Source organism: Congregibacter sp., assembly GCF_045107095.1.
In the GTDB taxonomy this organism is placed as follows: Bacteria; Pseudomonadota; Gammaproteobacteria; order Pseudomonadales; family Halieaceae; genus Congregibacter.
The window spans coordinates 1-25,484 of sequence record NZ_JBGCFU010000004.1 but is presented as its reverse complement, the minus strand read 5'-3'; the positions used below and the strand labels follow the sequence as shown (position 1 = coordinate 25,484).

General features: G+C 54.6%; 20 protein-coding genes. 4 read left to right on the top strand and 16 right to left on the bottom strand.

What is annotated here, in order from left to right; genetic code table 11:
* Window positions 1-5 precede the first annotated feature (5 nt).
* On the bottom strand, window positions 6-752 hold the full coding sequence (locus AB8B76_RS01025) for a hypothetical protein (RefSeq protein WP_405268980.1): 747 nt from the start codon (window positions 750-752) through the stop codon (window positions 6-8).
* Window positions 749-1,756, bottom strand: coding sequence for a nucleoside hydrolase (locus tag AB8B76_RS01020; RefSeq protein WP_405268977.1), 1,008 nt, complete (start codon window positions 1,754-1,756; stop codon window positions 749-751). Before AB8B76_RS01020 ends, AB8B76_RS01025 begins: the two co-directional genes overlap by 4 nt.
* A 174-nt stretch (window positions 1,757-1,930) precedes the next feature.
* Between AB8B76_RS01020 and AB8B76_RS01015 the strand changes: the two genes are divergently transcribed.
* Window positions 1,931-3,556, top strand: a complete 1,626-nt coding sequence (locus AB8B76_RS01015; protein WP_405268974.1) for an amidohydrolase family protein — start codon at window positions 1,931-1,933, stop codon at window positions 3,554-3,556.
* Between the two features lie 82 nt (window positions 3,557-3,638).
* The gene (locus tag AB8B76_RS01010) at window positions 3,639-4,016 is read left to right on the top strand and encodes a glycine zipper family protein (protein ID WP_405268971.1); all 378 of its coding nucleotides are present in this window, start codon (window positions 3,639-3,641) and stop codon (window positions 4,014-4,016) included.
* Here the strand turns inward: AB8B76_RS01010 and AB8B76_RS01005 are convergent.
* The 13 genes from AB8B76_RS01005 to AB8B76_RS00945 all read right to left on the bottom strand — a co-directional run bounded on the left by AB8B76_RS01005 (window position 4,013) and on the right by AB8B76_RS00945 (window position 22,469).
* A complete protein-coding gene (locus AB8B76_RS01005; RefSeq protein WP_405268968.1) occupies window positions 4,013-5,875 on the bottom strand; it encodes an AsmA family protein in 1,863 nt (620 codons plus the stop codon). The genes AB8B76_RS01010 and AB8B76_RS01005 overlap by 4 nt on opposite strands.
* A gap of 63 nt (window positions 5,876-5,938) precedes the next feature.
* Complete coding sequence (locus tag AB8B76_RS01000) at window positions 5,939-7,975, bottom strand: ATP-binding protein (protein WP_405268966.1); 2,037 nt, start codon at window positions 7,973-7,975, stop codon at window positions 5,939-5,941.
* Window positions 7,972-8,526, bottom strand: a complete 555-nt coding sequence (locus tag AB8B76_RS00995) for a heme NO-binding domain-containing protein (RefSeq protein ID WP_405268963.1) — start codon at window positions 8,524-8,526, stop codon at window positions 7,972-7,974. The genes AB8B76_RS01000 and AB8B76_RS00995 overlap by 4 nt, the downstream gene beginning before the upstream one ends.
* Window positions 8,527-8,547: 21 nt before the next feature.
* Window positions 8,548-9,975 carry a sigma-54-dependent transcriptional regulator gene (locus AB8B76_RS00990; RefSeq protein ID WP_405268960.1) on the bottom strand — a complete coding sequence of 476 codons (1,428 nt, stop codon included), beginning with the start codon at window positions 9,973-9,975 and terminating at the stop codon, window positions 8,548-8,550.
* Between the two features lie 116 nt (window positions 9,976-10,091).
* Window positions 10,092-11,354 (bottom strand): hypothetical protein, encoded by a 1,263-nt coding sequence (locus tag AB8B76_RS00985; protein ID WP_405268957.1) that lies wholly within the window; start codon window positions 11,352-11,354, stop codon window positions 10,092-10,094.
* Window positions 11,351-12,397: a glycosyltransferase family 2 protein gene (locus tag AB8B76_RS00980; protein ID WP_405268955.1), complete on the bottom strand. Its 1,047-nt coding sequence runs from the start codon at window positions 12,395-12,397 to the stop codon at window positions 11,351-11,353. Before AB8B76_RS00980 ends, AB8B76_RS00985 begins: the two co-directional genes overlap by 4 nt.
* The gene (locus AB8B76_RS00975; protein WP_405268952.1) at window positions 12,390-13,985 is read right to left on the bottom strand and encodes a WecB/TagA/CpsF family glycosyltransferase; all 1,596 of its coding nucleotides are present in this window, start codon (window positions 13,983-13,985) and stop codon (window positions 12,390-12,392) included. The genes AB8B76_RS00980 and AB8B76_RS00975 overlap by 8 nt, the downstream gene beginning before the upstream one ends.
* A gap of 9 nt (window positions 13,986-13,994) precedes the next feature.
* Entirely contained in the window at window positions 13,995-14,948 is a 954-nt protein-coding gene (locus tag AB8B76_RS00970; protein WP_405268949.1) for a chain-length determining protein, read from the bottom strand.
* Between the two features lie 14 nt (window positions 14,949-14,962).
* Window positions 14,963-17,887 (bottom strand): SLBB domain-containing protein, encoded by a 2,925-nt coding sequence (locus AB8B76_RS00965; protein WP_405268946.1) that lies wholly within the window; start codon window positions 17,885-17,887, stop codon window positions 14,963-14,965.
* A gap of 176 nt (window positions 17,888-18,063) precedes the next feature.
* Window positions 18,064-18,987, bottom strand: coding sequence for a sulfotransferase family protein (locus tag AB8B76_RS00960; protein ID WP_405268944.1), 924 nt, complete (start codon window positions 18,985-18,987; stop codon window positions 18,064-18,066).
* Window positions 18,984-20,327, bottom strand: a complete 1,344-nt coding sequence (locus tag AB8B76_RS00955; protein WP_405268941.1) for a lipopolysaccharide biosynthesis protein — start codon at window positions 20,325-20,327, stop codon at window positions 18,984-18,986. Before AB8B76_RS00955 ends, AB8B76_RS00960 begins: the two co-directional genes overlap by 4 nt.
* The gene (locus AB8B76_RS00950; RefSeq protein ID WP_405268938.1) at window positions 20,320-21,570 is read right to left on the bottom strand and encodes a glycosyltransferase; all 1,251 of its coding nucleotides are present in this window, start codon (window positions 21,568-21,570) and stop codon (window positions 20,320-20,322) included. The genes AB8B76_RS00955 and AB8B76_RS00950 overlap by 8 nt, the downstream gene beginning before the upstream one ends.
* Window positions 21,567-22,469 (bottom strand): DUF6492 family protein, encoded by a 903-nt coding sequence (locus AB8B76_RS00945; protein WP_405268935.1) that lies wholly within the window; start codon window positions 22,467-22,469, stop codon window positions 21,567-21,569. The genes AB8B76_RS00950 and AB8B76_RS00945 overlap by 4 nt, the downstream gene beginning before the upstream one ends.
* Before the next feature lie 330 nt (window positions 22,470-22,799).
* On the opposite strand from AB8B76_RS00945, the gene AB8B76_RS00940 reads away from it, so the two are divergent.
* Window positions 22,800-23,501, top strand: coding sequence for a sugar transferase (locus tag AB8B76_RS00940; protein ID WP_405268932.1), 702 nt, complete (start codon window positions 22,800-22,802; stop codon window positions 23,499-23,501).
* 62 nt (window positions 23,502-23,563) lie between these two features.
* Window positions 23,564-24,589 carry a DUF3667 domain-containing protein gene (locus AB8B76_RS00935; RefSeq protein WP_405268929.1) on the top strand — a complete coding sequence of 342 codons (1,026 nt, stop codon included), beginning with the start codon at window positions 23,564-23,566 and terminating at the stop codon, window positions 24,587-24,589.
* Here AB8B76_RS00935 and AB8B76_RS00930 read toward each other — a convergent pair.
* The coding region (locus tag AB8B76_RS00930) for an FAD-binding domain-containing protein (RefSeq protein ID WP_405268926.1) at window positions 24,582-25,484 on the bottom strand (903 nt) is incomplete at its 5' end. The genes AB8B76_RS00935 and AB8B76_RS00930 overlap by 8 nt on opposite strands.

The window sequence follows — 25,484 nt, the reverse complement described above, 5'->3', positions numbered from 1 at the left end:
ATGCCTTACAGCGGGCAGTTCGGCGCTATCAACGCGCGAACTGCTGCGCTGTAGTCCCCGTCACTGTGGCAAACACCATCGCTGCTTTTGTCGACGTAGCTTGCACATAGGTTGACCGCGCAAAGCGATTCACCGTGTGCCTCCGATAACTCTGATAGTGCGGGCCCGGATCCTAGCAAAAGATCACGCATCGACAGTGGTGAGAGCATGCCTACACGCTCTTCCACGTGAAAGCCCACAATGTTGTGCAATGCGCTCAGTAATTTTGGGCCGATAAACTGAGGAACTACCGGCATCTTTACGCGCTCGAGCATTGCCGCTGCGCGATCTGTGTAAAAGGGCAGAATGGGACTGTCGGCAGTAAACTGGAGCCAGGCATTGTGAATTCTACGATAGCTATGAACCCCGTCGTCTCTGCCTTGCACCCACACCTCGCGACCAAAACTGTGATCGAGAGGCAAAGGTTCAAAGTCGCGAAAAATCATCAGGTCCGCATCGCACCAGATTGCTCGTTCGTAGCCTGACCTTAGGGCCTCGCCCATAAGAAGAAGCCTCGCCAGGTCGGTTGCGACCACTGGCTGAATGCGAAGCTTTTCTCTTAGGGCTGGAGGTAAGGGGCGGAAGAGTTCGTCACCGCAAAAACTGTAATCGAAGCCTCTGAGCTTGGACCACGCTCGCACGGAGTCGCAGCAGCGCCTTTGCCACGAGGGCAGAACGCCGGGCTTCTGGGACTGTAAAACCAAGGTCTTCATTTTTGGAAAACACCGAAGTATTCGCTGAAGAATGCTTCCTGGTCGACGGATGTGGCCACTCGTGTAGTGCTTATCGAGTTCCTGACAAAGGATGTAACGCCCGGCGTCGGCTCACTTTCCAAATCTACATGAACATCACCCGCTTCAAACTGACAGAGGTCCGGGTTGAATAGCGTGGCGGCCGTGAGGGGGTCATGGAAATGTAAGAGCTCCCGCTCGTCGAACCATACGCTTGACCAGTCGAGAACTGTTTCCAGAAGCGGGTCTTCCTTAAAACGCTCTGCTACTTGCGCTGGACTCATGCTGACCTGCCAGGTGATGTCCAAACCTGTGGCTGTGATTAGCGGTACGGGGGCAGCAAATACCTGCTTTGCAGCGTGAGGATCCACAATGATGTTCCATTCCGTAGGCCCCCAAGGCGTTGGGTAGTCAGAATACTTGCCGCCCATAATGACAAGCTCCGCTAGCAGCCCGGGAAGCTCCGGATCGAGAGCAAAAAGCGTCGCTATATTGGTGAGAGGCCCAACCGCTAATAGCGTGATTTCATGGGGGTGTTCTCGAATGCTGTCGCGAAGGAAGTTAAGCGCGGCATCGCGCGGAAACTCGGCTAGTCTGCTTTTGAGTCGCTTAGTCTGGGGCGCTTCGGTCTGCATTGAGTCGACGAACAGAGGTGTTTCTCGCCCCGGGTAGATGGGAACCTTTTTGTCTGCAGCATTGCACAAAGCCGCGGCTAACTGTGCGCGACCCTCTGCGTCTCCCGTTACCGTAGTGATTCCCAGTAAGTCGCATTGTGGTTGCCGGAGCAGATAGGCCAACGCGACGGCGTCATCGATATCGCTGCCAATGTCGGTATCCAAAAGAATCTTACGGCGTTGTTGCTTCTGTGGTCTTTGTGATGGAGATTCTGGCGGAGTACGAGTCTCCATAGCAGCAAATGCTCCACCTGCATGAGCAGCAAAGGGTAAAAGCAGGCCTGCGTGGGTAAATTGCCGTCGTCGAATCATAAGCGGATGGTAACTTTTATCGGGTTGCTTGGTTGCTAGCCAGGTTTTACCACTTCGGGCGGTGGTTCGGGCGTTAAGTATGGGGCGGCAGTATAACGGCGCAGCTCCTGGCACCAAAAAATCGACCGCTGTTTCTTGTTAAAGTGCTAAGAAACAACTCGTGAGGAAACCTTCATGCCTGCATCGCGCACTTCCAACGTTACTCGACGCTCGGTAACAACTGCCTTTGCCCTGATTAGTTCGCTCTTAGTGCTGCCTGCTATGGCGGCAGACAGCAGGCCTGAACCCGGTGAAGAGAACATTGCGGGCGCGCTTGCGGCGGGATTTGCTCCGCCAAAGTTGGCGCCTCCTCGCGGCGATGAGGCCCGGGGCCCCTTTGATCGCCTACTGATCAAAAACGCGATGTTGGTCGTGGGTAATGGTGCTCCTCCAAGAGGGCCGGTGACTATCGAAGTACGTGGCGACCGCATTCATTCCATTGGCGGCGGTCACGGTGGCGATGCAGAGACCGCAGGCGCTGAGGTGATTGACGTCGATGGGGGCTACGTACTGCCAGGCTTTGTGGATGCCCATACCCATCTCGGTACGCCGGGACACGCTCAAGCTGGGGCACTGACTGATTCCGAGTATGTACTTAAGTTATGGCTTGCTCACGGCGTCACTACGGTACGGGATGTCGGCGCTGTCATGGGGCTGGGTTGGACGGTTAAACATCGCGAAATGTCCGCGGCAGGGAAAATAAGTGCTCCTCGCATGCGTGTCCATGCGATGTTCCCGCCGTCTACTGCCACTGCCGACGAAGCTCGTGATTGGGTGAAAGCTGTTCGTAAGCGCGGCGCGGATGGTGTGAAATTCCGTGGCGCTCGGGCCGAGCCCTTCGCTGCGGCCATGGAAGAAGCCAAGCGACTGGGCATGAAGACGTCCTATCACCATGCGCAGCTTTCTGTCGTGCAGACCAATGTGCTGGATAGCGCGAGACTCGGACTGGACAGCATGGAGCATTGGTATGGCCTACCGGAGGCCATGTTCGATGATCGTGTAATTCAGGACTATCCCCACGATTACAACTACAGCAACGAACAGGATCGTTTTGGTGAAGCAGGGCGTCTGTGGTTGCAGGCAGCCGCACCCGGTTCGGAAACCTGGCAGCGAACTATCGCCGAGCTCGTAGATCTCGATTTCACGCTGTCGCCCACTTTCACCATTTACGAAGCCAATCGCGATCTCATGCGGGCTCGCAACGCTGACTGGATGGACGATTATGTACCGTCCTACATGGCCCGGGCCTTTGAAGCGGATCCGAATATTCACGGTTCTTACTTCTTTGATTGGACAACCCAAAGAGAAATCGACTGGAAGCAAAATTTCGAGCGTTGGATGCAGTTCGTCAACGATTACAAGAATGCCGGCGGCCGCGTGGTTACGGGTTCTGACGCAGGCTTCATCTACAAGGTCTATGGCTTTGCGTACATACGTGAGTTTGAGCTGCTGCAAGAAGCCGGTTTCCATCCGCTGGAAGTGATCAAGGCAGCAACACTCGATGGAGCTGAGCTTCTTGGTCTTGATCGAGAAATCGGTACGGTTGAGGTAGGCAAGAAGGCCGACTTAGTGATCCTCGACGAGAACCCCTTGGCTAACTTTAAGCTTTTGTATGGCACGGGACATCGTCGATTGAATCGCGAGACAGGCTCGGTGGAGAGAGTTGGCGGCGTTCGCTATACCGTGCGTGACGGGATTGTCTTTGATGCGGCGATGCTGCTTGAAGATGTCCGAGAACTGGTTGCCGCAGAGAAAAACTGAACCCTTTAGACGTTTTGGCGTCCGACAGATAAGGGCTTCTACTGCGTACAAGCCCATATTCAGCTAAAAGTGGAGTTACGTCATGGGTTTGCCGGTTCGAGTTACCTCCGTACTGGGGCTGTTGTGCTTGACGCTTGTTAGCGCCTGCACCACGACCGACGAGATCATCATCGACCGCAAGGGCGTGGACATGGCCAAGTACGCCGCTGATAAGGCGGAGTGCGAGGTGTATGCCGATGAGGTACGAACGGGTGAAAAGGCAGCCCGAGGGGCCGCGTCGGGAGCGGTTGTTGGTGGTGCGGTAGGCGCTATCGTTCGCGACAGCACTGACGGCGCAGTTCAGGGCGCCGGTGTCGGCGCTGTAACCGGTGGCGCTCGCGGGCTTGCCGAGGGTGAACGTGACAAAGTCAGGGTAGTAAAGCGTTGCCTCGGTGGACGCGGCTACCGCGTGCTGAATTAGTCGCGTCTAAACAGCTTATTGAATAGCTTGCCGGCCTCGTCTGAGGCTTTGCGCTTCAGCTCACCTTCCGCAAGGTCTTTGACGATTTCGCTGGTGTTTACACCACACCAGCCCGCGGGGTCATCAGCAAGATTGCCTTTGCACTCTACAGGCCAACGCAAATCCGAGTAGCGTTCGTTGATTCTGCATGCCGGATCAAGTTCGCCCAATGCCGCAGAGAGTTGAGCGCGGAAGCTGGCGCGAAGATTCTGAGAAGCCAGATCCAGCGTGCCATTCCCATTCAGTCCAACCGCAGCGAGTTGTGCGGTAAGCGGACTGAGAGTAGCTACCCCGTCGGCCAGCATAATCTCCGCTTCCAGCGCTTCAAAGCGCGTATCTGCAGGAAACTCTGCGCTTAGCGCTTCCTGGTTTACCAGCGCCACACCTTTACAGAACATTTGCTCCATGCCGATGCCTGCAAGGGTGATGTCCTCGGTTGTGAAGCTGATGGGGCCCGTGAGGGATTGGGTTAGCGCGTTACTGCTTGCGCCGGAACCGCTGAGTGACCACTCGAGATTAGCCGCTCCCTGCGCCTCCATACCCAGCTCCATTGCTGAAACTGCTTGGGCGACATCCAGTGCTTCCACCCCACCTTCTGTTGCCAGTGTGGCGACGTTGTAGCGCCCGTTAAACACGGCCGAGAAGTTGATATCACCGCCGTGCACCTGCGCAGATACGGGGTCGAGCGTTGCCACTCCGTCGACCATCCGCAGCGCGGCGCTTACATTGCTGAGTTTGTGAGCGTCGAGAACAACGGTGTCGATACGAAGCTTCGCGCGTGTGTCTATCATGCGTAGTGCATTGAGGGGTAGCGGTGCGTCTCCGCCCGCGGAGGCAGTATCTTGAGCGACTTCTGCGCTTGCGTCCGGTCCGGCGAGAATAAGAAGAGCGGGGTTAAGTTCTGTTAGAGCGAGATCGGCGTCGATCTGAGGACTTTCGAAGCTAGCATAGCGAAGGGTGCCACTGCCCTTCAGGTCGCCGGTTTGCAGCTCGATACTCAGGTCTGCTACCTGCGTATCCAGTGAAAAGTCACCGCTCAATCCCAGGGTAATGGCGTCTGGAGTAGCGCCCGTGACGCGGACGTTCAGACTATCCAGATTCAGTGTCTCTGCATCCAAGTCGGTCCTGAACTCCCCCGCCAGCGTGATTTCCATGGGCGGTGCATCAGTGCCCGACGGAATAATGATGTCTCCAGTTAAAGGCACTACCCGACCATCGAGGTTTAAATCGCTCGCGGTGAGTTGTCGCAACTGCAGTTCGCTAATAGCGACACCCGCACTGTCCACCGTAATCAACCGAATGTTACTGAGGGACAGCTCCCCAACTTCTAATGCCAGGGGCGCGGCTAGTACAGTTGCGGCAGCCTCTGCCTGAGCTTTAACACGTGCTTGTGCTCGGAGCGCGTAAAATTTTTCAAGCTCTGCATTGCTGAGAGTCGAGGTATCGGTAGCTTCTGCTTTTGCGGCTTCTTCATTGGCGGCTTCTGATGTGACAGTCAGGCCCTGCACTTGAATGCTGTCTATCTCGACGCTGCTTGATAGCAAGGGCATTAAAGCGACGCCTGCAGACAGTGATTTCGCAACTATCTGCGTGTTGCTTTCGGGGACCTCCAGACTCACATCGCTAGCAGCTAAGGCAACCTTGGGAAACAGTGAGAGGGAGGCATCGCCGTCAACGCGAAGCACCGCGCCGCTTTCATCCTTTAGCTGCTTCGCCACGATATCGACCAGGGCTTTCTCATCCAGGAAGAGCGGTATGAGGACCGCTCCTAAAACGATCAAGATTACGGGGACGGCCAGTATCCAGAGAATGACACGCATGACTACGATCCTTTACAAATCAGCTTAAATTCAGCCTAGCAGACACTACCGAAGGGCAGGCGACTAGGTTTTTCGAAACTCCGCTAAAGCTCCGAGCCCACTTTGAAGCAAGTCTTCGGATATCGACAAATCTTCTGTTGGTGGAGCATCACTGTTACGTATGTGCGTCTCCAGCGCTGCAAAGTGTTCGCCTGCTTTTGCTAAGCCCAGGCTGCGGCAGGTGCTGGCCAGAGTATGCACCTCGCGAATCATGGCGCTGAGTTCTCCATCCGCCAGGGCCCGTAGGTAACTCTCCCAGCGGCTGCGTACTTCCCCTTCAAACTGATCCAGCACCGTGCCCAGACTCGCTTCGCCTATCTGTTCGCGAAGTTCATCAAGAACGCCCGTTGCCAGTTCTGGAGGAGAGTCGGGAACATCACTCTCCGGTAGCTCAGCACTCTTTGCTTCTTCGGCGTTTGCCTGGGAGGATGTCTCTGCATCGTTATCTGCTGTTAGCCAGCGATTAAGTTGCTCAGCAAGTCGACCTCGGACGATGGGCTTCGTGAGGTAATCGTTCATGCCAACGCTTAAGCAACGGTCTCGTTCCTCACTACTGGCATACGCTGTGAGAGCAACAATCGGGAGCTCGTCGACACTGCGCTGCTTGCGAATATTGGTAGTCGCCGCTACGCCGTCCATCACCGGCATGTTCAGATCCATGAGCACCAAGTCGAAGGTCTCCGACAAGGCTCTCTCAACTGCAACCGCACCATCACAGGCCTCTTCGACGGTGACGCCTAGTGACTCAAGAATCATGCGACCCAGCAGCATGTTGGTTGCATTGTCATCGACCAGGAGTACGGTGCCTTTGAACCGCTCTGGAACGTCACTCATGTCAGCGGCCCCTTCCGGCGCTGACAGGTTTTCCTCGGTAACCGGTTCCAGCGGTATCTCCAGCCAAAAGAGTGAGCCTCGCCCCGGGTGAGAAATCACGCCTAAAGTGCCATCCATAACCTCAACATAACGGCGTACGAGGTCAAGACCCAGGCCAGTGCCTTTATCTTTATCGGGAGCCTCGGAGCTACCGGTCCAAAACGGTTCGAAAATCAGCTGCTTGTCTTCTGCGCTAATACCACTACCGGTGTCCTCTACCTCGAATCGGACATAGTTGTCTTCGGAGCTAGCCGATGGCAATGCGCGCACTGTCACACTGCCCGAGTTGGTAAACTTTATGGCGTTGGTAATAAGATTCAGAAGGCACTGACGCAGCTTTGCCTTGTCGCCAATGTACAGGTTTCCAAGCAGGGGACTGGCTGACCATGAAAGCTGGAGGTCTTTTTCTACTGCGCGAGCTCGAACAATATCAGCGACACCGCGCATAAGCAGCGCGAGATCAAAAACAGTACTTTCAAACACCTCATCGCCGGCTTCGATTTTTGAGATATCCAAAACGTAGTTGATGACATGCAAAAGGTTGCGTGAAGAGCTGTTGGCGAGATCTAGGAGTTCCTGAGCTTTGGGGGCCATCTCATGATCGCCCATAAGAGACAGGGCGCTAACAACACCGTTCAGTGGGGTACGCATCTCGTGACTCATACGCGCAAACATTGCACTCTTCGCGGCCTGCGCAAGTTCGGTGTCCTGCTTAGCTTCTTGTAGTTCTCCATTGAGCTTTTCAAGGTCGCTCACCATGCGTTGTTCGGTCGTCATCAAGAAGAGCTGGTCGAGCTGGGAGTCCTGAGGCGAAAAATCTGCCATGCCAAGCTTGGTGTCCGGGCAGTGGGCATTCATCCAGAAAGCCCAGGGCGCACCACAAAAACACAGCACAGGATTCCCCTGCCAGGTGGTTTCAACCATTTGGCCGCGTATGGCGAAGCGTTCATCGACGCTCTTTACAAGAAATAGTGAGGCCTGATGATCCCGAACCTCAGGAATGCTTCGTGCCGCAGCGGGTCGTAGCAATTTGAACAAGTCAAAAAACTGGGCTCCATTCTGGAGCGTGGGCATGTACCGCCGAGGCGTGTCGCTGCAGTACAAGATGGTGCCATCATCAGCAATGACAAGAATAACCGTAAACAGTTTCTCGAGCTGAGACCAGGTGAGCCTGGGTTCTGTCTTCACTGGATGCTGAGTTCAAAAACGCTGTGTGTACCCTCTCCGTCCTCATCGATGGAGACGGCAAAAATCTCGAGCTTGTCCCCAAAGTGATCCGCTAGACCGCCCAGTAGACCTGTAACGAAGGACGTTAAACCTTTGCGCTCGGAGTAATAATGAACAAAGTATTTTCCCGCGTCTTTGTCGATGTTCTCGACGCGAAACTCCGGAGGCACGTAGTCCAGAAATGTGCTGGCAATGCGGTCGTGGAGGTTGTTGAGGTTGTGCAAAAAATTGACCGTATCATTGCCGGTGGCATCCATGAGCGGGGCAAAGTTTCTTGTGGCTATCTCGTCTACCCAGTGTTTACCGAACATTTCCATGCAGGTATCTATCGGCGCATCCAGAACTTCTGATGCGGCACCGGCCAACATATAGGTCGACTCGTCGTCATAGCGACGCATAGTGAGATAGGAGTCTTCAGCCACACCCGAACGCTTGTGCACTTCTTTCCATTTCTCCACACCAAAGTGAGTGACCACCATATCCTGAAGTGCGCTATTGATCAGTCCGTACACGTTGTAATCCCCGTAGTTAACTTACTCACCGACATCGATATCATTAACCCATGCCTGGCGCTTGCGATAAAGTGTCGACGGAGCTACTTCAAGCAACCCTGCGGCTCGGTTGATGTTGCCGTCACAGGCGGTTACCGCCGCTTCAATGGCGCGTTTCTCGACCATCCAAAGGGGTTCGATCGCTCTACGCTTGGCGAGATCATCCTGCTCAGATTCTGGGGTCGATGTGTTGTCTTGCGGCGAGGTATTGTCTTCCCGCCCCGTGTCGTCGATCAAGCCTTGATGAACATCGAGAGCAAGCATATCGATTTCAATTTGCTCGCCCTGATTGAGGACCACGGCTTGTTGTACGACGTTCTGCAGTTGCCGCACGTTACCAGGCCACACATAGCGGAGCATTTGTTCCTCTGCGGCCGCAGAGAAGCTGGCGAAGCCTTTACCAGACTGGCTCGCATAGGTGTCCAGAAAGTGTCGAGCAATCATCAAGATGTCCCGATCTCTTTCGCGCAGCGGTGGAAGTCGCAGAGGCACAACGTGCAGTCTATAAAACAGGTCTTCGCGAAATCGGCCTTCTCGAACTTCGACCAGAGGGTCGCGATTGGTGGCGCAGACAAAGCGAACGTCCACGGTCTCCAAAGTGTTGCTGCCGACCTTGCGGAAAGTGCCGGTCTGTATGAAGCGCAGTAGTTTCTTTTGCAGCTCGAGATCCATCTCGCAGATCTCGTCCAGAAACAGCGTGCCGCCATTAGCGACACTTGCAGCACCCTCACGTGCAGCACTCGCGCCCGTGAATGCGCCTTTTACGTGACCGAAAAGCTCACTCTCCATGAGCTCGCCCGGTATGGCGCCGCAATTGATCGCTACGAACTCTTTTCCAGAACGCGGACTGTGTGCGTGTATTGCCTCTGCAGCGAGTTCTTTACCCGTACCGCTCTCGCCGACGATGAAGCCGGTGGCATCGCTGGGCGCGAGAGAGTCGATGGTTTGATAAACGGTCTGCATCGCATTCGAGGCGCCGATAAAGTTTGCATAGCTTTTACGCTGCTTGCTCGATAACTCCTCTATCTGCTTGCCCAAGTCGAGCTGTGCTGCAGCGTTGCCTAAGGTGACTTTGAGTCGCGCGGCATCAAAGGGCTTGGTAAGAAAATCGGAGGCTCCCATTTGGATGGCGTTGACCGCCATATCCGAGGTGCCGTGAGCGGTCATAACGACAACCTTGGGCGGTGTGTCGAGGGTCATCGCATGATCAAGAAAATCAATGCCGTTACCGTCAGGTAGCTCTATATCCAGGAGTACCAGGTCCGGTACAAATGCATCGAGCGTAGCGTGGGCGCGCCCCAGTGAGTCCACAGTGATGATCTGATAGTTTTCCTCGGCCAGATACGCGTTGTAAATAGCCGCCAATGAAGGACTATCCTCAACCATCAATAGCTTGAGAGCATCTGTCATTTTACTTGTCCGACGGAACCTGCGTCTCTGTGAGTCATCATGAACACCATTATCATTCAGGTGCTTAGTATGGGCGGATTGTGCGTCGGTGCAAGGGTATTGGCGGAGGATGTGTGCTAAGTCACGTTGGTACAACGCACGCGATGTAAACTCGCCAGAGACAGCGCGAGACTGCCCAGGGTGATGCCTTGTGCGTAGGCGAGACCGGGATTGAGTGCCAGGTTGAACGTTTGCGCCGTCATAAAAATTAGCATGCCCCAGAGCAGAGGATTAATACGTCCGTCGGTGTCCCTGCAATCCATATTGGCGGCCCAAAGTCGCAACCAGATTTTCCCATGCATGGTGAGATACAGAATCACGCCGACGATCCCATATTTGTAGGTTACCCCGATAAGACCCAGGTCTGAGGGGAAGAAATACTTGGCGACAATGTCTTGGTAGGAAAGGCCGTAAGCGCTGTCTTCGCCGGCTCCCAAAATGGGATGCATGGCTATGTGTTCGATGGCTTTTAGGAACGCCTTCGCACGAATGCTCCCGCCATCTGCTTGCATGAAGTTTTCTACTGCCATGCTCCCGATTACTGGAACGACCAGTATTGCGAGTGGGGCCATGACCACGATTAGTTTGAGTCGATTCCGATGGGATATGAGGATAGGGTAGAGCATCACTGACAAAATCATTGTCGCGAGCGTCGAGCGAAACAGAACAATACTCCAGATAAAGACTGCGAGGGCGACGCTGGCGACAGCCGCTGTTTTGATAGCGCCACCGCGGGATTGAAAGATCAGAGCGAGGGATCCTAGCAAGGCGACCATGATGGCGAACAACGGCGGCTTAAGCCGGAAGCCCCGCCATGCATCGTAAGTTACGAGATTGCTCACCGTGTGATCGGAAGAGAAAAAGGCAGCGCGAAGATCCATGGTGAAGTAAAAGATCAGGTAATTCACCATCAGTGCAAACAATGCAAACCAGATGGTGCGTTCGACCTGAGGTAGCGGTAGGCCGCAGCGAACGAGCAGATAGATACCGGGGCCTGCAAACGCGAGAAGGAACTCCCTTGCGGAGAACACGCTGTATAGGACGCTTCCTGAATAATTGAGCACGAAGACAACGCTGCTGATGCCCATGATTCCGCCCAGCAGCATGATGGGTGACAGCACCCAGCGCTTCCACTCAATGTGTTGAAGCCGGAACAGTCCCTGCCAGACGCCCATGACAAACAGAAGAAGTGCGCAGGCGATGCCCAGCTCCTGCAGGCGGTTGGACATGTAATAGCGACCGCCCTGACAGCCGGCAAAGGTGGCCATGAATATCGCGGCATAGATTACCGGATTCAGACTGAGCTGAAACGGAGATGTCGTTTGTGCCTGCTGGCTCATGAATGAGGCTGTGCGCTCCTCGCGCCGTTAATGATTTCCCGTGCGATCACGGAGGCATTACGCCATTGACCTTTTACGATGCGCTTCACCACGTCGAGCCAGTTGCTGACTGCGCAGCGCCAGGCGTTCTGCGGATAGTAGGTCTTCATAAAATAGATACGACTGCGAAACATGTGTGTGTCCGAGACTATCGAAGGACCTCGGTTCCAGCTGCGTGAGCCAATACTGCCGCCCTCACGGTGATACAGTCGCGCATCCTTCGCCACGAGTAAGTCAAATCGTTTTGACGCTCGAGTGAACCAGTCAATTTCTTCATAGTAAAGGAAGTAGGCCTCGTTCATGAGCCCCACAGTTTGTAAAAACTCGCGGGGAAGCAACATGGAGCACCCCGTGAGGTAATCCAGCTGTTCTTCTATAGCGGCGATCGGAGGTAGTTCATTCTCATTCAGGTGGCGTCCCTCTGATTCCATTGCACGACCGCGAACACTATCGAAACGGTTACCCCCAATACACTGCACTACCGTGGGGTCGTCGAAGAAGTGAATAATCGACCCACATACGGCGGGACGGTGGTGCTCCTGTAGCCTAGCTAGCATGTTGGCAGCACAGGAAGATTCGACCAAGGTGTCGTTATTGAGCAGCCATACGTGAGTCATATCTTCTTGCCTAAGCGCAAAGCGGAGCCCGACATTGTTACCCGCGGCAAAGCCCAGATTCCCGGCGTTATCTACCAGGATCAATTGCGCGCGGGGATCGGCTTCTCCGTCTTCGGCCTGCTCTCGGCTGATGCGCTGTGTGATGGGCTTAGGGAGATTCTGTTTCTGGAGATCCGCTAGACGCGGGTGTTTTGGCATCTCGGCAGAGATGTTATCGCGGGACCATGCCTCGATATGATCAAGACTGTCGTCGGACGACTGGTTGTCACACAAAATGACTCGCGCACCGTCATAAATGTTCGGAAGCAAGCTGTCCAGACAGGCAATGCTATCCCGCCAACCATTCCAGTTGAGCAGAACAATATAGACGCCGCTCAGTTTAGTCACCGCGACTCTCCCCGGCGGTACCCTCGAGGCTTTCCTTGCTAATGCGCTCAAGGAGCTGTCGATCGCTGATGATCTCCGCGGTGCTTTCTATTTCCGCCATGCGCAGCATTTGCTTGATGTTGTGGCCAGCGCCGCTGAGGTACACCGCCGAGCCAGCTTGCCCTGAGTGAGTGAACAGCGGCATAAGTTCTGCAATGCCCGAGCTTTCCAGAAGGTCCACATTGCGAAAATCGATGATGCAGTGGCGATCGCGAGCACCGTGCAGGAGGCATTCTACAAAGCCGATTTCGCTGAGCGAATCACGATTCACGCGACCCGACAGCATCGATAGTGTCGCGTCTTTCAGCGCATAAGACTGGCAGGTAAAAGACGCAGGGCCATCGGATCGGCCAGCGAGGCTATCGATAGTGCCTCCGTTATCGTTCTCTAAGAGATCCATTAAGCGGGCGGCGGTAAGTTGTCGGCGTACTTGTGCGGACATGCCCATGAGCTGAATCTGATCTCGTTGACTGTGGAGAAGACTCGCCAGATTGAACAACTCTTGTTGGGCGCTGAGCTCGATATGCTTCACGACTGAAAAGTCGAGTATGCGCAACTCTCCGGCGTCGATCTCCTTTGCGAGATCTTCGACGACGCGTTGAAGATACTCATCGCCGACACGACGCGGCAATGGCAGAAGAGCGATGGATTGGTCGCGGGAAGACCACAGTCGCTGCCAGGGAAGATTGCCCGTGCCGGGAAGCGTCGCTTCGCCAAACTGGAAGGTTTCCTTGACGCGCTGGAGAATCACGGGCGCCGCGAGAGCGCTAAGCTTGAATAGCCCTTTGCTGTAGCGCTTCCAGAGGCGACCTGGATCCTGAAGAATTCGGTACACCCATTCGAGGTTCATGGCTTGCCACGCGGCCGGAGCCCGGCGAACCGTACCGATTACAAATTCGAAAGTGCCGCCCACTCCGATAGATACGGGCGTCTTTAGTTGCTTGCGATTACGATTGAACCAGAGCTCTTGTTTGGGATTGCCAAGACCTACTAACAGTATGTCTGCTTTAGAGGCATGAATCTCTTCGAGGAGCTCACGATCGTCCTCTGCTGACGAGGCTAGATCACGGCCAGTGGTTTTTACAAAAGGCGCTGCGGTGCCAGCGATTCTTAAGCCTGGATAGCAGGCTTCGAGGACCTTTCCGGCTTCTGCTGCCACTCCGGCAGCACCGCCCAAAAGAAAAATCGACAGTCCTTCCTGAGCCGCGCGCTCGGCAATGGCGGGAACCATGTCCGAGCCGCAAACACGCTCCTTGATGGGTCTTCCCAGGAGTCGGCTCAGCCAGACAATGGGGAATCCGTCTGCGGTAACCAAATCCGAACCGCGCAGAACCTCCAGGAGTTCAGGATGACGAGGTCGTGAAAGACCCGTGCCCAGGCAGTTCACCAAAAAGTCCGCATTAAGGGTAGACACGAGGCGTGCGCGTCCGTCCTTCGCTGACGCCATAGAGATGATTTTCTCCACAGCGCTGTCGAGGGTCAGGTTGTCGACGGGAATACCCAAAGAGTTGAAGCAATCGCGTCCGGGGTTGTAGGTCAGAGAGCTCATGGTGATACCTCAGGAAATATCTGTATTCGTGGAGTTATTTTGTAGGTGCAAGTTGCGGGCTGTCTGGAAACTGTTCCAGAGTTGCAGCAGTAAGGCGATCCCTAGCACTGCGAAGGTGCTCAGCATTAATCCGACAACGCCGCCTACCAACACTTTCTTCTTTCGAGACATGTTCACGCTGCGATAGGGACGGGCCGCGGGGTCAATAATTTCAAGAACGTACTCTTCTCGTGCATTTGCCAGCATCATGATGGCTGTTTGAGCCTCAATCAGACGATAGATCGATTTTTGGATTTCTACGACGTCAGATTCACGAAGTGTTCGCTCCAGAAAGGCTTGTTTGCGATTCACTTCTTCCTTGGTGCGGTCGCGCATGTACTCATTAAAAGTCTGCACGTAGAGATTTGACCAGTCGCGCGGCAGTACAGGTTCGGGCCAGCGCATCGCTACGGTGATAATGTCTGTTTCTTCATCAACGGTGATCATGCGGATCTCATCGCGAAAACGAGTGAAACTCTCACCGATGTCGGGCGTGAATCCATCTTTCCAGGATTGTGTTTCTTCGGACCACTGTGCTGGGTAAAAGTGACGATAAATGTTGTGCTTATTGAGAAAGTGCAGAGTGAAGGTGCGCGATCGTAACCTGGCCATCATGACTTCACTGTAGTTATCGCGAGTGGTGCCCATGACGAAGCCGTGCTCTACCAAGGTCAGGACTTCCGATGCTCGGCGATCATCGGGAGACACGCCACCTGGGTCCTCAATGTCCACAATACTTACCTTTGCCCCGGCTACGTAGCTATAGGGCGTGGTGAGAGAGTGGTAGACTCCGTAGCTGGCGCCAATAATTAGCCCGGCAAGCAGTAACCACTTGGCTCGAATGAGCGCATTCACAAAGGGCATGAGATCGAGGTTAGCAGCGGCGGTATGCTGGGGCGCCACGACGTCGTTAGCTTGAGTCATTGCAGTGTCTCCGTTCACAGTACGATACCGGCGAGGATGGCTGCCTGAGCAAGAGTGCTCACCCAGGACTGTGCTTTTTCCGTAGGATTCATGCGATCAACGTTAATAGGAACGTAGATGCGTGCACCGGGCATAACGTTCTTTCTTGCGATGGTACGCGAGCTGCGCTTACCTTTAAGGTTGAGTACTTCTCCGTTCGCTTGGATGACGTAGGTGTGATCGACACGACCAAGCACAGTGGAGCCACCCGAGAGTTCTACGTAATCCTTGATGCTGCGCTCTTCGTCATAAAGGTGCGATGTGGCGACATAAACCTGACCGGCCACCTGCACATGGTTAGGTATTCGCGGCACCATGAGTTCATCACCGTTTTCCAGTGCCAGAGCGTCGCGACTCCGGCAACGCTGTACGCGATCTAGATCGACTACCATACGGCCCGTTGCTTCGGCACGCTCGAGCTGCTGTATCACCCGAAGAGTATCTTGCTTGCCAGCCCACTCATGAGACGACTTCTCGTCGTTACGAAATGAGTGAGACAAGGACAATTCGACCATGAGGTCATCGAGCTGATCATGAAGCTCATCCAGAGTCTCCTGCTGAATGTCGAGTACGGACTTCCGCGTGAACTCGGCACCAAATGCGTAGGCAGTTTGGGTGAGCCCTCCAGCACGCTCCAACACTTCGCAAAGCGTCTCATTGGGTCCGATGGCATAAACGCCTGGCTTCATAATTTCGCCCCTCAGGGTAATCGATGCGGTTTCGCTCCAGCCTGTTTGAAGGCTGACCGCGAGCTGGTCCCGGGGCGCAAGTGCGGGGTTGATGGCGTCATTTGAATAGCGCGTGTAAAAGGCGCTCTCTTCGGTAGCGCTCAATTCGTTGCGTTGCGCGCGGTGAAGGTCGGCGCACAGCATCATGAGTTCGCGAGTGTTCAGTGCTTCGTGTTGCAGGGTTTCATCGGTTGTATTGCGACGGGACAGTTGCATGCTCAGGCCGTCAGCGCGACGAGAGAGGCCTCGTGCAGTGCACAAGAGGTCACTGGCACGCATACCCTCAAGGAGTGGGTACTCTCCCGGGCTTAGGACTTCACCCAAAATGCTGACAACGCGCTCTACTTCGCCAAATCGCGCTTGTTCCTTGAGACGCTGAGTCTCTTCGCCCAGGAGTTGGCTTCGGACACTGTCCTCGCCAAGAAAGTAGAGTCGATCGCCGGCTTTGAGCTCAGGGTTTGCATCGCTCTCGGGGTCTAGCTGAGCAGCGGCGACGCTAAAAGCCAGTGTTTTGAGTTGCAGACTGGGCAGTTCCGTGCGAGCGATGACGCCGTGGTTGTAGTCGCCGCCACTTATCAGGCCGCCGCCGATGCTCAAGGCATCTAGCAGTCGAGCGTTTTGGTCCAGGGGGAATTGTCCACGATGGCGAACGGCTCCGCGGAGCTCCAGGAGTTCTGCGGCGCGGGGATCTGTAGATTGACGCACTAGCTTGTCGCTCAGCGCCGCCAGAGCACCAGCCCGATCTTCGTTGACACGAAAGAGACGGATCCGGTCGCGGGACTGAAGTAAGTAGTCACTTTCGCTGCCAGGATCTTGTAAAGAGGCCTTTGGAGAGATGTAGATCACCGAGCTTTGGAGGCTTTGACGATCCTCTCGCTCGATCAACGCGAAGTTCATATCAACACCGGGGAGTAGGGTTTCGGTGCCGCGGAGCAGGCTTGATATGCGCATGCCAGGCTCAAACTGATACGCGCCGGGGCGTTCAACGTGACCGTCAAGTACCACTACCGCATCCAGTCGGTCCTCCAGAGGAAGAATTCTAAGCACGTCTCCTGAGCGCATTTGCGTGGCGAGTATCGTGCTGGCGCTAGCCGCCTTGGTACGCGACTGAAAGTCGATGACTGTCCGGCTTCCGCCTTGTTGAATACGCTCAATCAGGGACTCTTCGAGAGACGCAGTGGGTAGCATGCCGCCAGCCATGTTCAGCACAGTTTTGAGAGTGGTTTCCCCGCGGAGTTCGTAGATCGCTGGACGCTGGACTTCGCCACCGACATAAACAATATCGCCAATCGAAGGCACAAAGATCGTGTCGTTGTGGCGCAAGAAGGCATCGCTGTCACTCTTGCCAGCGAGAAGCAGCTCATAGAGATCAAGGCGGGTTACGACCTTGCCGCCACGGATGAGTTGAATGTCGCGCAGCGTACCGGTTTCGGCGACACCACCTGTGGTGAGTAGAGCGTCGATAAGGCTCGACAATCCGCCGATGGTATAAATGCCGGGTTGTTTTACATCACCGGCGAGGCGGACCTGAATCGTGCGCAGCTTGCCCATGGTGACAACCGCGCGAGCACCGATCATACGTTGCTCGAAACCCTCTGTGATCAGAGTTTCCGCATCGTCAAAGTTCATGCCGCCCACGGTAACGGGGCCAAATTCAGGGATAAGGATTTTGCCTTCCCGGGTCACTACCAGGTTGTACTGCACGTTGCGTTTACCAAAAAGCTGAATCACGATGTTGTCCCCGGGGCCAATACGGTAGTCAGCGGGCACAGGAATTCCCTCTACCGGGGCAAAGGTGCTGGGAGAGCGGTTGAAGATGGAGTAACCGAACTGCTCAAGTTCATCGCTGAGCGCTTGATCCTGCGCACTTTCCTCCAGTGAAAGGGCTTGTTGTTTTTCCTTGGCCAGAGCCTCAAGGCGTGACTCTTCATCAATCACCGCCTCCAAAGGCATTGAGATCGGTGATGTAGGAACGCTGAGCTGCTCATCCTGACCTGCAGGAGCTGCGTTGTAGTAGGCGCGCTTTTGCGTGACCTGCAGAGGCTCCACGAAGGGGAGATAGTCATCTTGGGCAAATGTTGGAGCACCGAAGCTGCCTGCGAGGATCAACAGCATGCTCACAAGACTGCAAAACTTAGGGCTCAAATGTTGGCGGGCTAACTGGCGGTTCACGTTTCTGTACTCTGAGTGTTTGTTACCTATAGCAGAGCAAGGGTGATGCCATTTTTAAAACAATATATAAATCAGTTAGTTACCGATTATTGAAGAAATCCGTGCGTTAAGGAGTTTCTAACTGCATTGCAATATGCAAGCGCATTACTTGCATATTGCGAGTTATTTTCTGGGGTTTAAGCCGTTTTATAGTGGGTCGACCAAGGCGGAGCTGTGATGCCCAGTGCTTCAATCAGCTCAGCATCTTTAGCAAAGTGTTTTCGGAGTGCTACCTCGGTTGTGTTTTCGAGAGGTAAGGGATCTTTGCGTTTGCGACTGTTCCAGCGCTCGTAAAGGAAGCGGATCCGCCCTTGTTGCTGCGGGGGCACCAGATTCCAGATGCTCGAAATCAAAGAGCGCTCTCTCAGCCAGACGCGAAGTCCATGCGGGACGCGGGCGCCGCCGCCGCCGGCATGCATAACCTCGCCAAGACCTTTGGGCGCAAAGTTGCTGCCGAGATTTAAAAAGTGGAGCACTCGCTCGAGAACTTCCTTGGGATCATTCTCTAGTTCGTCAGTGTAAAGAACCAGCATCTGCTCTTCGTCGAAGTGCTGGCGGTATCGTTGGAGAATTCGGCCGTACTCGCTCCAGGCCAGGTAGAACTCGCTCTCAGATTCGTAGCCATCCCTGTGGTTCGGTGCAGACCCCTGGCGAGCAGCCTCCAGTGCCTCTGGCGTCAATCTGTCAGACATCGCCTCGTCAAAGGAGCGGGTTTCGGTATTCCTTCGCAGGGCCATACGAAAATGTGAGCGACTGCGGTCAATAGGGTCGCGGAGCACCGCAATAAGCTTGGTTTTGGGCATTAGCGCCGCAATGCGCTCGGGAATCTGCTCATCTGCCATGTATTGAGGGCTGGCTTTTCCCCACAACTTTGCAGGGTCGTCTTGGAAGTATTGCTCAGAAAAAGCGAGCCATTCCTTGGGTCCGCAGTTCTCCTCGGTAAAGAAGGGAACTTCTTTTTCGATAGGCATGCTGACACTCGGATGCTGTCGGAGTAGCTCGAATAGCGTCGTAGTTGCGCACTTTTGCGCACCGATAATGATGAAATCCAGACTTTTCATGGCGTTTCCGCTCCAAAGCTTTTGATGTGCCGCCTCACGGCAACATAGCTAATGACATTTCGCAGGGCGATGCCCCCGGCAATAGCGCCAGCAATTCCTGTGGCACCTGCATAGAGTCCCAGAGGTACCGCCAGCGTCGTGGTAGCAAGCCAGCTGACGACAAGAAGACGGAACTCCAGATGCGCGGCGCCGCTCATATTCAGTAGCACGCCGGCGAGGCCGGTTGCTGCATTGATCAACTGGCCGCCGCACAAGAGCAGCAATAACGGCAACAGGCTGCCTTCATCCAAGCTAAAAAGTGTAGCGAGGGGCTCTGCGAGGATTAGCATGATCGCCGCAGCCGGCACGAAGATCGCCAGGGAGATACGTTGTGTGGTCCCAAGCAGCGTGGTGAGGCCCGCTGAATCTGCTGTCGCTGCCGCTCGGGCAAATTTTGGGCCATAGACCGCAGACAGCAAAATAAGCAGCGTAGTTATGACATTAAGTAATTTGTGCGCAACTGCGTAGCGACCGACTTCTTCCACACTCACCAGCCACGGCATGATTAGGAAAGGTAGCTGCAGAAATGCGATGTTGAGTAGGCCGTTTAGCCAGAAATGTAGAGACTCACCCCGAACGCTGATGGGCTTTGGGTTGTTTTTGTCGGATCCGTCGCCGGTGTGGGCGGCGCCGTTCGCTCTGGTGCTGCCCCACCTTTGACGAACAGAAATAATCATGAGGCACAGACCCAGGAGCAGGCCACCGACAGCCGAGGCAAGTATCAGGGCTTGGGAGACGGCAACCACCTCTAAGGCGATCAGTGCGCAAGTGCCTAGAATCACAAGGGGCATGATCGAGTTTTCGAGGCTCACCGCCCACAGTGCGTGATCCAATGCCTTGAGCGTTTCGGCAAACAATCGCGTGAGCGCAAAGAGCGGAGCTGAAACAATAATGGAAGTTAGCAGTGAGCCGGTACTGAGTCCGAGCGTCTCCGCGAGTCCTGACAGCACCAAAAACAGTACAAAAGTCCCCAGCGCTGCTGAGTACAGCAAAATGGTTTTACTGGCTTTGAGTAATCCCCGTTTTAACCCTGAGCCTTGTTGGCTGTTGAGGGAATGATCGCGAAGTGCCCGGGTAGGTTCCCCGGCTCCCACGAGTTCGCCCAGGAGACTGCCCCAGGCCATATGGAGTTGTAAGGCGCCTATGCCCGCCGGTCCTGCCAGGGCGCCGACGGCGATCTGTACTGCCATCTGCGCGGCCATTCCAGTGCCGCGGCTGATTGCCAGCGTCCCTGCTTTCCACATCGCTGCGGTGAGCTTGGGCGCAGATGCAATCCCTGTGTGGGTGGCGCTATCAGGCATGCTGGAGCGTTTCGTTACTCTGGTGGGTCGTTTCGTACTCAGAGTGCTGCTGCAACAAGGCTGTGTCCATCGCGTCGTGCATGCTCGCGAACAGCTGGCTCCAGGTGTAGCGCTCACTAATTAAGCTGCGGGATTCGTCACGCATGCGAGTCCAGAGGGTCTCATCTTTGAGTAGCTGTAAGGTGGCCTGCGCCATGTCCTCGGCATTTCGAGCGACGCAAAGATGCCTATTGTTGACATAGTCGACGCCTTCAGCGCCCACAGGCGTGGTGACAGTTGGCATCCCCCGCGCCATGGCGTCGAGTACTTTTACTTTCATACCGCTGCCAAATAACAGTGGCGCGACGGATACTCGCGAGTCCCGGTAAACTTCTTGAAGGTCCTGCACAAACCCGCGTAGGCGAATACCCGGATAAATGGCCACTGCGTCCATGAGTCGTTGGTCGGGGTTTTTACCGACAATGTCGAAGGTGAGATCTGAGTGTTCCTGAAGCAATCGGGGCCAGACATTTTCGATGAACCAGAGCAGGCCCACAACATTGGCTTCCCAGCCGAGTAATCCCACGTACATCAACTTTTTTTCCGTGCTTGCAAATTCCAGCTGCGGTAATTCCAGCTGGCTGTCGTCACCAAGGTGATAGGTATGAGCGATCTTGCCCGCATCGATGCCGCTGTCGAGCAGCAGTTCTGCATCATTTGGAGCGGCAAAAACCAGGTCGGCGCGCTTGGCAATCTGATGCTCTGCACGTCGTACACGACCAGATTCCGCAAGTGCCGCTAGTCTGAAGGCCGGATTGCCAGGTAGTCGTGCGTAGCGATCCCATATCTGATGGTAAGCATTGTGAGCGTGGTAAACGACCATCCCTTGGTAGTTGTCTGGCAGGTAAGCCGATACTTCGTAGTGATCGAGGAAGATCACATCGTGAGAGGGTGCAAGGCGTCGGATCTGTTGTGCCAGCGCTGCATCGTAGCTGCGGTGGACGTTCAGGGGCTTGCCCCGCAAATAGCTGCTGACAAGGCTTTTTGCGGAGCGGGGAACGTTGACGCGTCGGTGTATATGTTGCACGCAAGGTGATTGTGCTTCGAACGCGGGGCGATGATCAGCATCGTCAAGCTTGAGGGGGGAGACAAGCGTGACTTCATAGCGTTGCCCCAGCGCTTCCAGCATTTTCAGGCTTTTTACCTTGCCACCACTTTGCGGGGGGTAAGGAAGCTCTGGCGTGATAAACAGTAATTTTTTCATAGTGCTAACCCCTCCATGGGGTGTGATTTCATTGCGGTGAGGTCGCGCACAATTTGCTGCTCGTCCTGATCGCTGAGTCCAAGATTAGATTGAAGTAGAACGGCGACCGCGCGCGCCCGTAGTGGATCACTGCCGTCTGCCAATGCGTCGGCTTCGTCTTTGAACCAGCAGCAGTGGACTAAATCCTGGTCACAGGAAAAGTGCCCGCTGTGTTCGAGTCCGACAATGCTGTCAATGTAAGCGCCGTAGAGAATGTATTCAGAAACTTTTAGCGCCCGGCCAACACTGCGGTGCCAGGGGCGGCCCTGCGTTTTTTCAAGATGCTGTTGTAGTCCTTCGAGATGACTGCGTCGCCAGGTGATCAATTGGCCGATGTAGTCATGTCCAAAGTATTGTGGCTGAGTGCCAATAAGGTCGGCGGCTTTATGGTGCCATTGGAGGTGTTCTCCGCGATCTTTTGCGCCGGCGATGCGGTGCAGCCTTAGTTGGCCGTCCTGACTCACATCGTCTCTGGAGAAGGGTCGTACAAACTGCAGGTCTGAGTCGGCGAAAATAATGAGCTCGGCGCTCGTAACGAAGTTGGCGGAGAGTTTTGTGACCTGCTGCATGACCCAGCCTCGAACGGGCCAGGCACGGCTATCCAGCCACCAGCGATTGCTGAGCGGCAGTTGCCGAAAGTCTCCCGGTACGATCTCCTCGACGGCCACGACATTTCTGCGACTGTTTGAGAGCTGATTAAACACTGCGAGATCTCGGGCGGGTACCACCAGCCAGTGCATGATGTCCGAGCTCACCCAGTGATCCACCGAGCTGCACAGCCGGGCGCATCGGTTAAAGTCGGGGGCATAAGAGCAGGTGATCATGCTGAGCTCTTCCTGGTTATGCTGTTGTGTTTGCATGCTTGAGTCATCCTCGTGCGTTTGTGCCATACAAGCAGCAGGGTGCGTGCCAGATTTCTCGATAAATCTAAAATTCTAATAAAAACAATAGCTTGCGTTGTTCTTGGGCGGGGTTCTTGGCCGTTTCTCTGGTTTAACTAAACGGTTTTATCTATATGCATCGCAAATTGCGACTTTATATGCGATTAACGATTTGCATATAACTCTAAATGAGGTGGTAGAAAGGTAAAATACTTTTATAAAACAGTAGGTTAAGGAATATTTTAACGGTGGCACGGTGGTTGCTGTATACAGGCTGTAGCTCAATTAATGTATTTTGGAGACGTAACAATGTCCACCGTTTTAAACCGTTCAGGTGATGCTATTACAGCAGGCACTCAATTACTTGCGAGCAGCTACACGGGCTGGCTTCGGGATGCGCATGACGGTTTGTATCCCTTTATCAAACGCAGCATTGATCTCACTGTGAGTTCGATCGCCTTACTACTGCTGTCCCCCTTACTGCTGGTGACGGCAATCGTGGTGAAGTCTGAATCTTCAGGACCTATTTTGTTTTCCCAGACGCGTATCGGTCGTCGTGGTCGTCCATTCAAGTGCTGGAAATTCCGTTCTATGTACATCGATGCCGAAGCGCGGAAGGCCGAACTGCAGGCTCACAATGAAATGAACGGTGGAATGACCTTCAAGATGAAGCGAGATCCCCGGATCACCCGTGTCGGCCGTTTCATCCGCAAGGCGTCCATCGACGAACTCCCGCAGCTGTGGAATGTATGGATCGGCGAAATGTCATTGGTCGGTCCGCGACCCCCCGTGCCTGCAGAGGTTGCCCAGTACACGGCCATGGATCGCCTGCGTTTGTCTGTAAAGCCCGGCATCACCTGCATCTGGCAGGTGAGTGGTCGAAGTGATATTCCCTTTGATGAGCAGGTTCAGTTGGACATCCGGTACATTCACGAGCGTTCTTTGTGGATGGATATTCGACTGTTGTTTGCGACTATTCCCGCAGTGTTGTTTGCTCGGGGCGCCTATTAAGCCAATGGCGTCGACCACTGTTAAACTGATGGCTATCAGCGAGAAGCCTGGAGCCGCCCAAAGTGGAGGTATCTACAAGCCATTGTCGTAACTGTGACAGCCCCTTGGACGGTCAATACTGCGCCGGTTGTGGTCAGCGAGAAGGCCGTGGTGATTTACACTTTGCCGAGGCGGCGACGGACATTCTGGGTGATGTGTTTACCTGGGATTCGAGGTTGTGGCGAACTCTCATTCCGCTGTTGATTCGACCGGGCTTCTTGAGTGCGGAGTTCAATGCAGGCAGGCGAATGCGCTATATGCCGCCGTTTCGCCTGTACATCGTGGTCTCTTTTCTTATGTTTCTTGCTATGTCCTTCGCCGCAGAAGAGGCGGGCTTTTCTTTTGATGACAGCGAATCAGGGGAGGTGGCCGTCACCCTGTCGGGCTCGGACACCGATCCTGATGTAAGCAAGGCGGATGAGCCGAGGGAGTCAGCGCAGCCTGAGGGCTTTCGAAGTAAGGTCGATGAGGCGCTGCAGCGCGAGCTTGAAGTATCAAAAGCGGCGGGGGACGAGGACGCCGGGCTCTTTATTGAGGAGCTTGAATCAACCATCGAGCCAGGCGCAGATGGGAAGGGCTTGACTATCAACTTGATGGAGAACGGTCCTCCTTGGGTGGAGGCGCTGGAAGACCGCATTGAGACAAATGCGCGGAGAGTGTCAGAGTCGCCCAATGACTATATCGATGATCTCATGGAGCACTTACCCCAGGTAATGTTTGTCTTGCTCCCGGTGTTTGCGCTGCTGCTCAAGCTGGCGTTTCTATTTTCGCCTTACCACTACTTGCAGCACCTGGTGTTCGCGCTTCATTACCACACCTTCGTTTACCTTTTGTATCTGATAAACAGTGCCTTTGAGTATCTGACACTGAAGGTGGACGGTCTCTTTGCGTTGATGCTCATTCTTTACCTTCCACTGGCCCTGCGCAGGACGTACTCCAGCAGTTGGGTTGGTGCCATCATAAAATCGACCGTGCTCATGTTTAGCTATGGTGCTGCACTGTTGCTGGGAGTAGCCACCGCTGCGTTTGCTGTGTTGGCCGTTATGTAGTGCGGGAATACCGTTTTTCAATATGGCGGGCAAGAATTCGCTCCCGCTCTTGTCTTACCAGAGGGTCATCTTTTAGCGCCCATAACCTGTCTCGGGCACTGCGATAAGTTTCCCCCACATCGACGATCGGTGGGCAATAGGGCTCGTCGTTAAGGCCATAAATCATCTGCTCCATAGCACTGAGGTCCCAGGGACGATGAATCATTGGGGCGGGTACTTCCGCAAGCTCCGGTACCCACTGGCGAATGAATGTGCCCTCCGGGTCGTGTTCCTCGGACTGCTTTATCGGGTTGTAGATTCGGATGGTATTGATGCCGGTCACCCCCGCCTGCATTTGCAGCTGCGCAAAGTGAATGCCTGGTTCAAAATCCAGAAATAGCGAGGCAAGATGCGCGGCACCTGCCCGCCAGTCCTGCCAAAGGTGATGCGTTAAAAAGCTGACCAGCATCGCCCGGGAACGGAAATTGATGTATCCCGTCGCCGCAAGGCAGCGCATGCTGGCGTCTATCAGTGGGTAACCTGTTTTACCCTCGGCCCATGCTTTTACTAACTCTGAGTCACGGGAACGTGGGTACTGTAGGTAGCCGCGATTGATATCTTCGTGCTCCATGCGGCATTCCATTTCGAATTTTTGAATGAAATGACAGTGCCAATGGAGGCGTGACTCAAATGCCTGTAATGCCCGGCTTGGCCCCCGCTTCGCTTGTGCTCGTGTCAGGGCCTGATACACCTGTCGAATGCTGAGGTTTCCCCAGGCCAGGTAGGGCGATAATCTGGAACAGCTTTCCCGACTTGCGAGAGGTTTGGATATGTTTCGGGCATAGCCAGAAGATCGCCGGAGTAAAAAATCGTTGAGGGTTTGCCTGGCTGCACTTTCACCGCCGGTTTGAAAGTT

Excerpts from the sequence above, each read along its gene's own strand:
- AB8B76_RS01025 (WP_405268980.1), bottom strand. The coding sequence starts at position 752 with ATGAAGACCTTGGTTTTACAGTCCCAGAAGCCCGGCGTTCTGCCCTCG.
- AB8B76_RS01020 (WP_405268977.1), bottom strand. The coding sequence starts at position 1,756 with ATGATTCGACGACGGCAATTTACCCACGCAGGCCTGCTTTTACCCTTT.
- AB8B76_RS01015 (WP_405268974.1), top strand. The coding sequence starts at position 1,931 with ATGCCTGCATCGCGCACTTCCAACGTTACTCGACGCTCGGTAACAACT.
- AB8B76_RS01010 (WP_405268971.1), top strand. The coding sequence starts at position 3,639 with ATGGGTTTGCCGGTTCGAGTTACCTCCGTACTGGGGCTGTTGTGCTTG.
- AB8B76_RS01005 (WP_405268968.1), bottom strand. The coding sequence starts at position 5,875 with ATGCGTGTCATTCTCTGGATACTGGCCGTCCCCGTAATCTTGATCGTT.
- AB8B76_RS00990 (WP_405268960.1), bottom strand. The coding sequence starts at position 9,975 with ATGACAGATGCTCTCAAGCTATTGATGGTTGAGGATAGTCCTTCATTG.
- AB8B76_RS00985 (WP_405268957.1), bottom strand. The coding sequence starts at position 11,354 with ATGAGCCAGCAGGCACAAACGACATCTCCGTTTCAGCTCAGTCTGAAT.
- AB8B76_RS00975 (WP_405268952.1), bottom strand. The coding sequence starts at position 13,985 with ATGAGCTCTCTGACCTACAACCCCGGACGCGATTGCTTCAACTCTTTG.
- AB8B76_RS00970 (WP_405268949.1), bottom strand. The coding sequence starts at position 14,948 with ATGACTCAAGCTAACGACGTCGTGGCGCCCCAGCATACCGCCGCTGCT.
- AB8B76_RS00960 (WP_405268944.1), bottom strand. The coding sequence starts at position 18,987 with ATGAAAAGTCTGGATTTCATCATTATCGGTGCGCAAAAGTGCGCAACT.
- AB8B76_RS00955 (WP_405268941.1), bottom strand. The coding sequence starts at position 20,327 with ATGCCTGATAGCGCCACCCACACAGGGATTGCATCTGCGCCCAAGCTC.
- AB8B76_RS00950 (WP_405268938.1), bottom strand. The coding sequence starts at position 21,570 with ATGAAAAAATTACTGTTTATCACGCCAGAGCTTCCTTACCCCCCGCAA.
- AB8B76_RS00945 (WP_405268935.1), bottom strand. The coding sequence starts at position 22,469 with ATGCAAACACAACAGCATAACCAGGAAGAGCTCAGCATGATCACCTGC.
- AB8B76_RS00940 (WP_405268932.1), top strand. The coding sequence starts at position 22,800 with ATGTCCACCGTTTTAAACCGTTCAGGTGATGCTATTACAGCAGGCACT.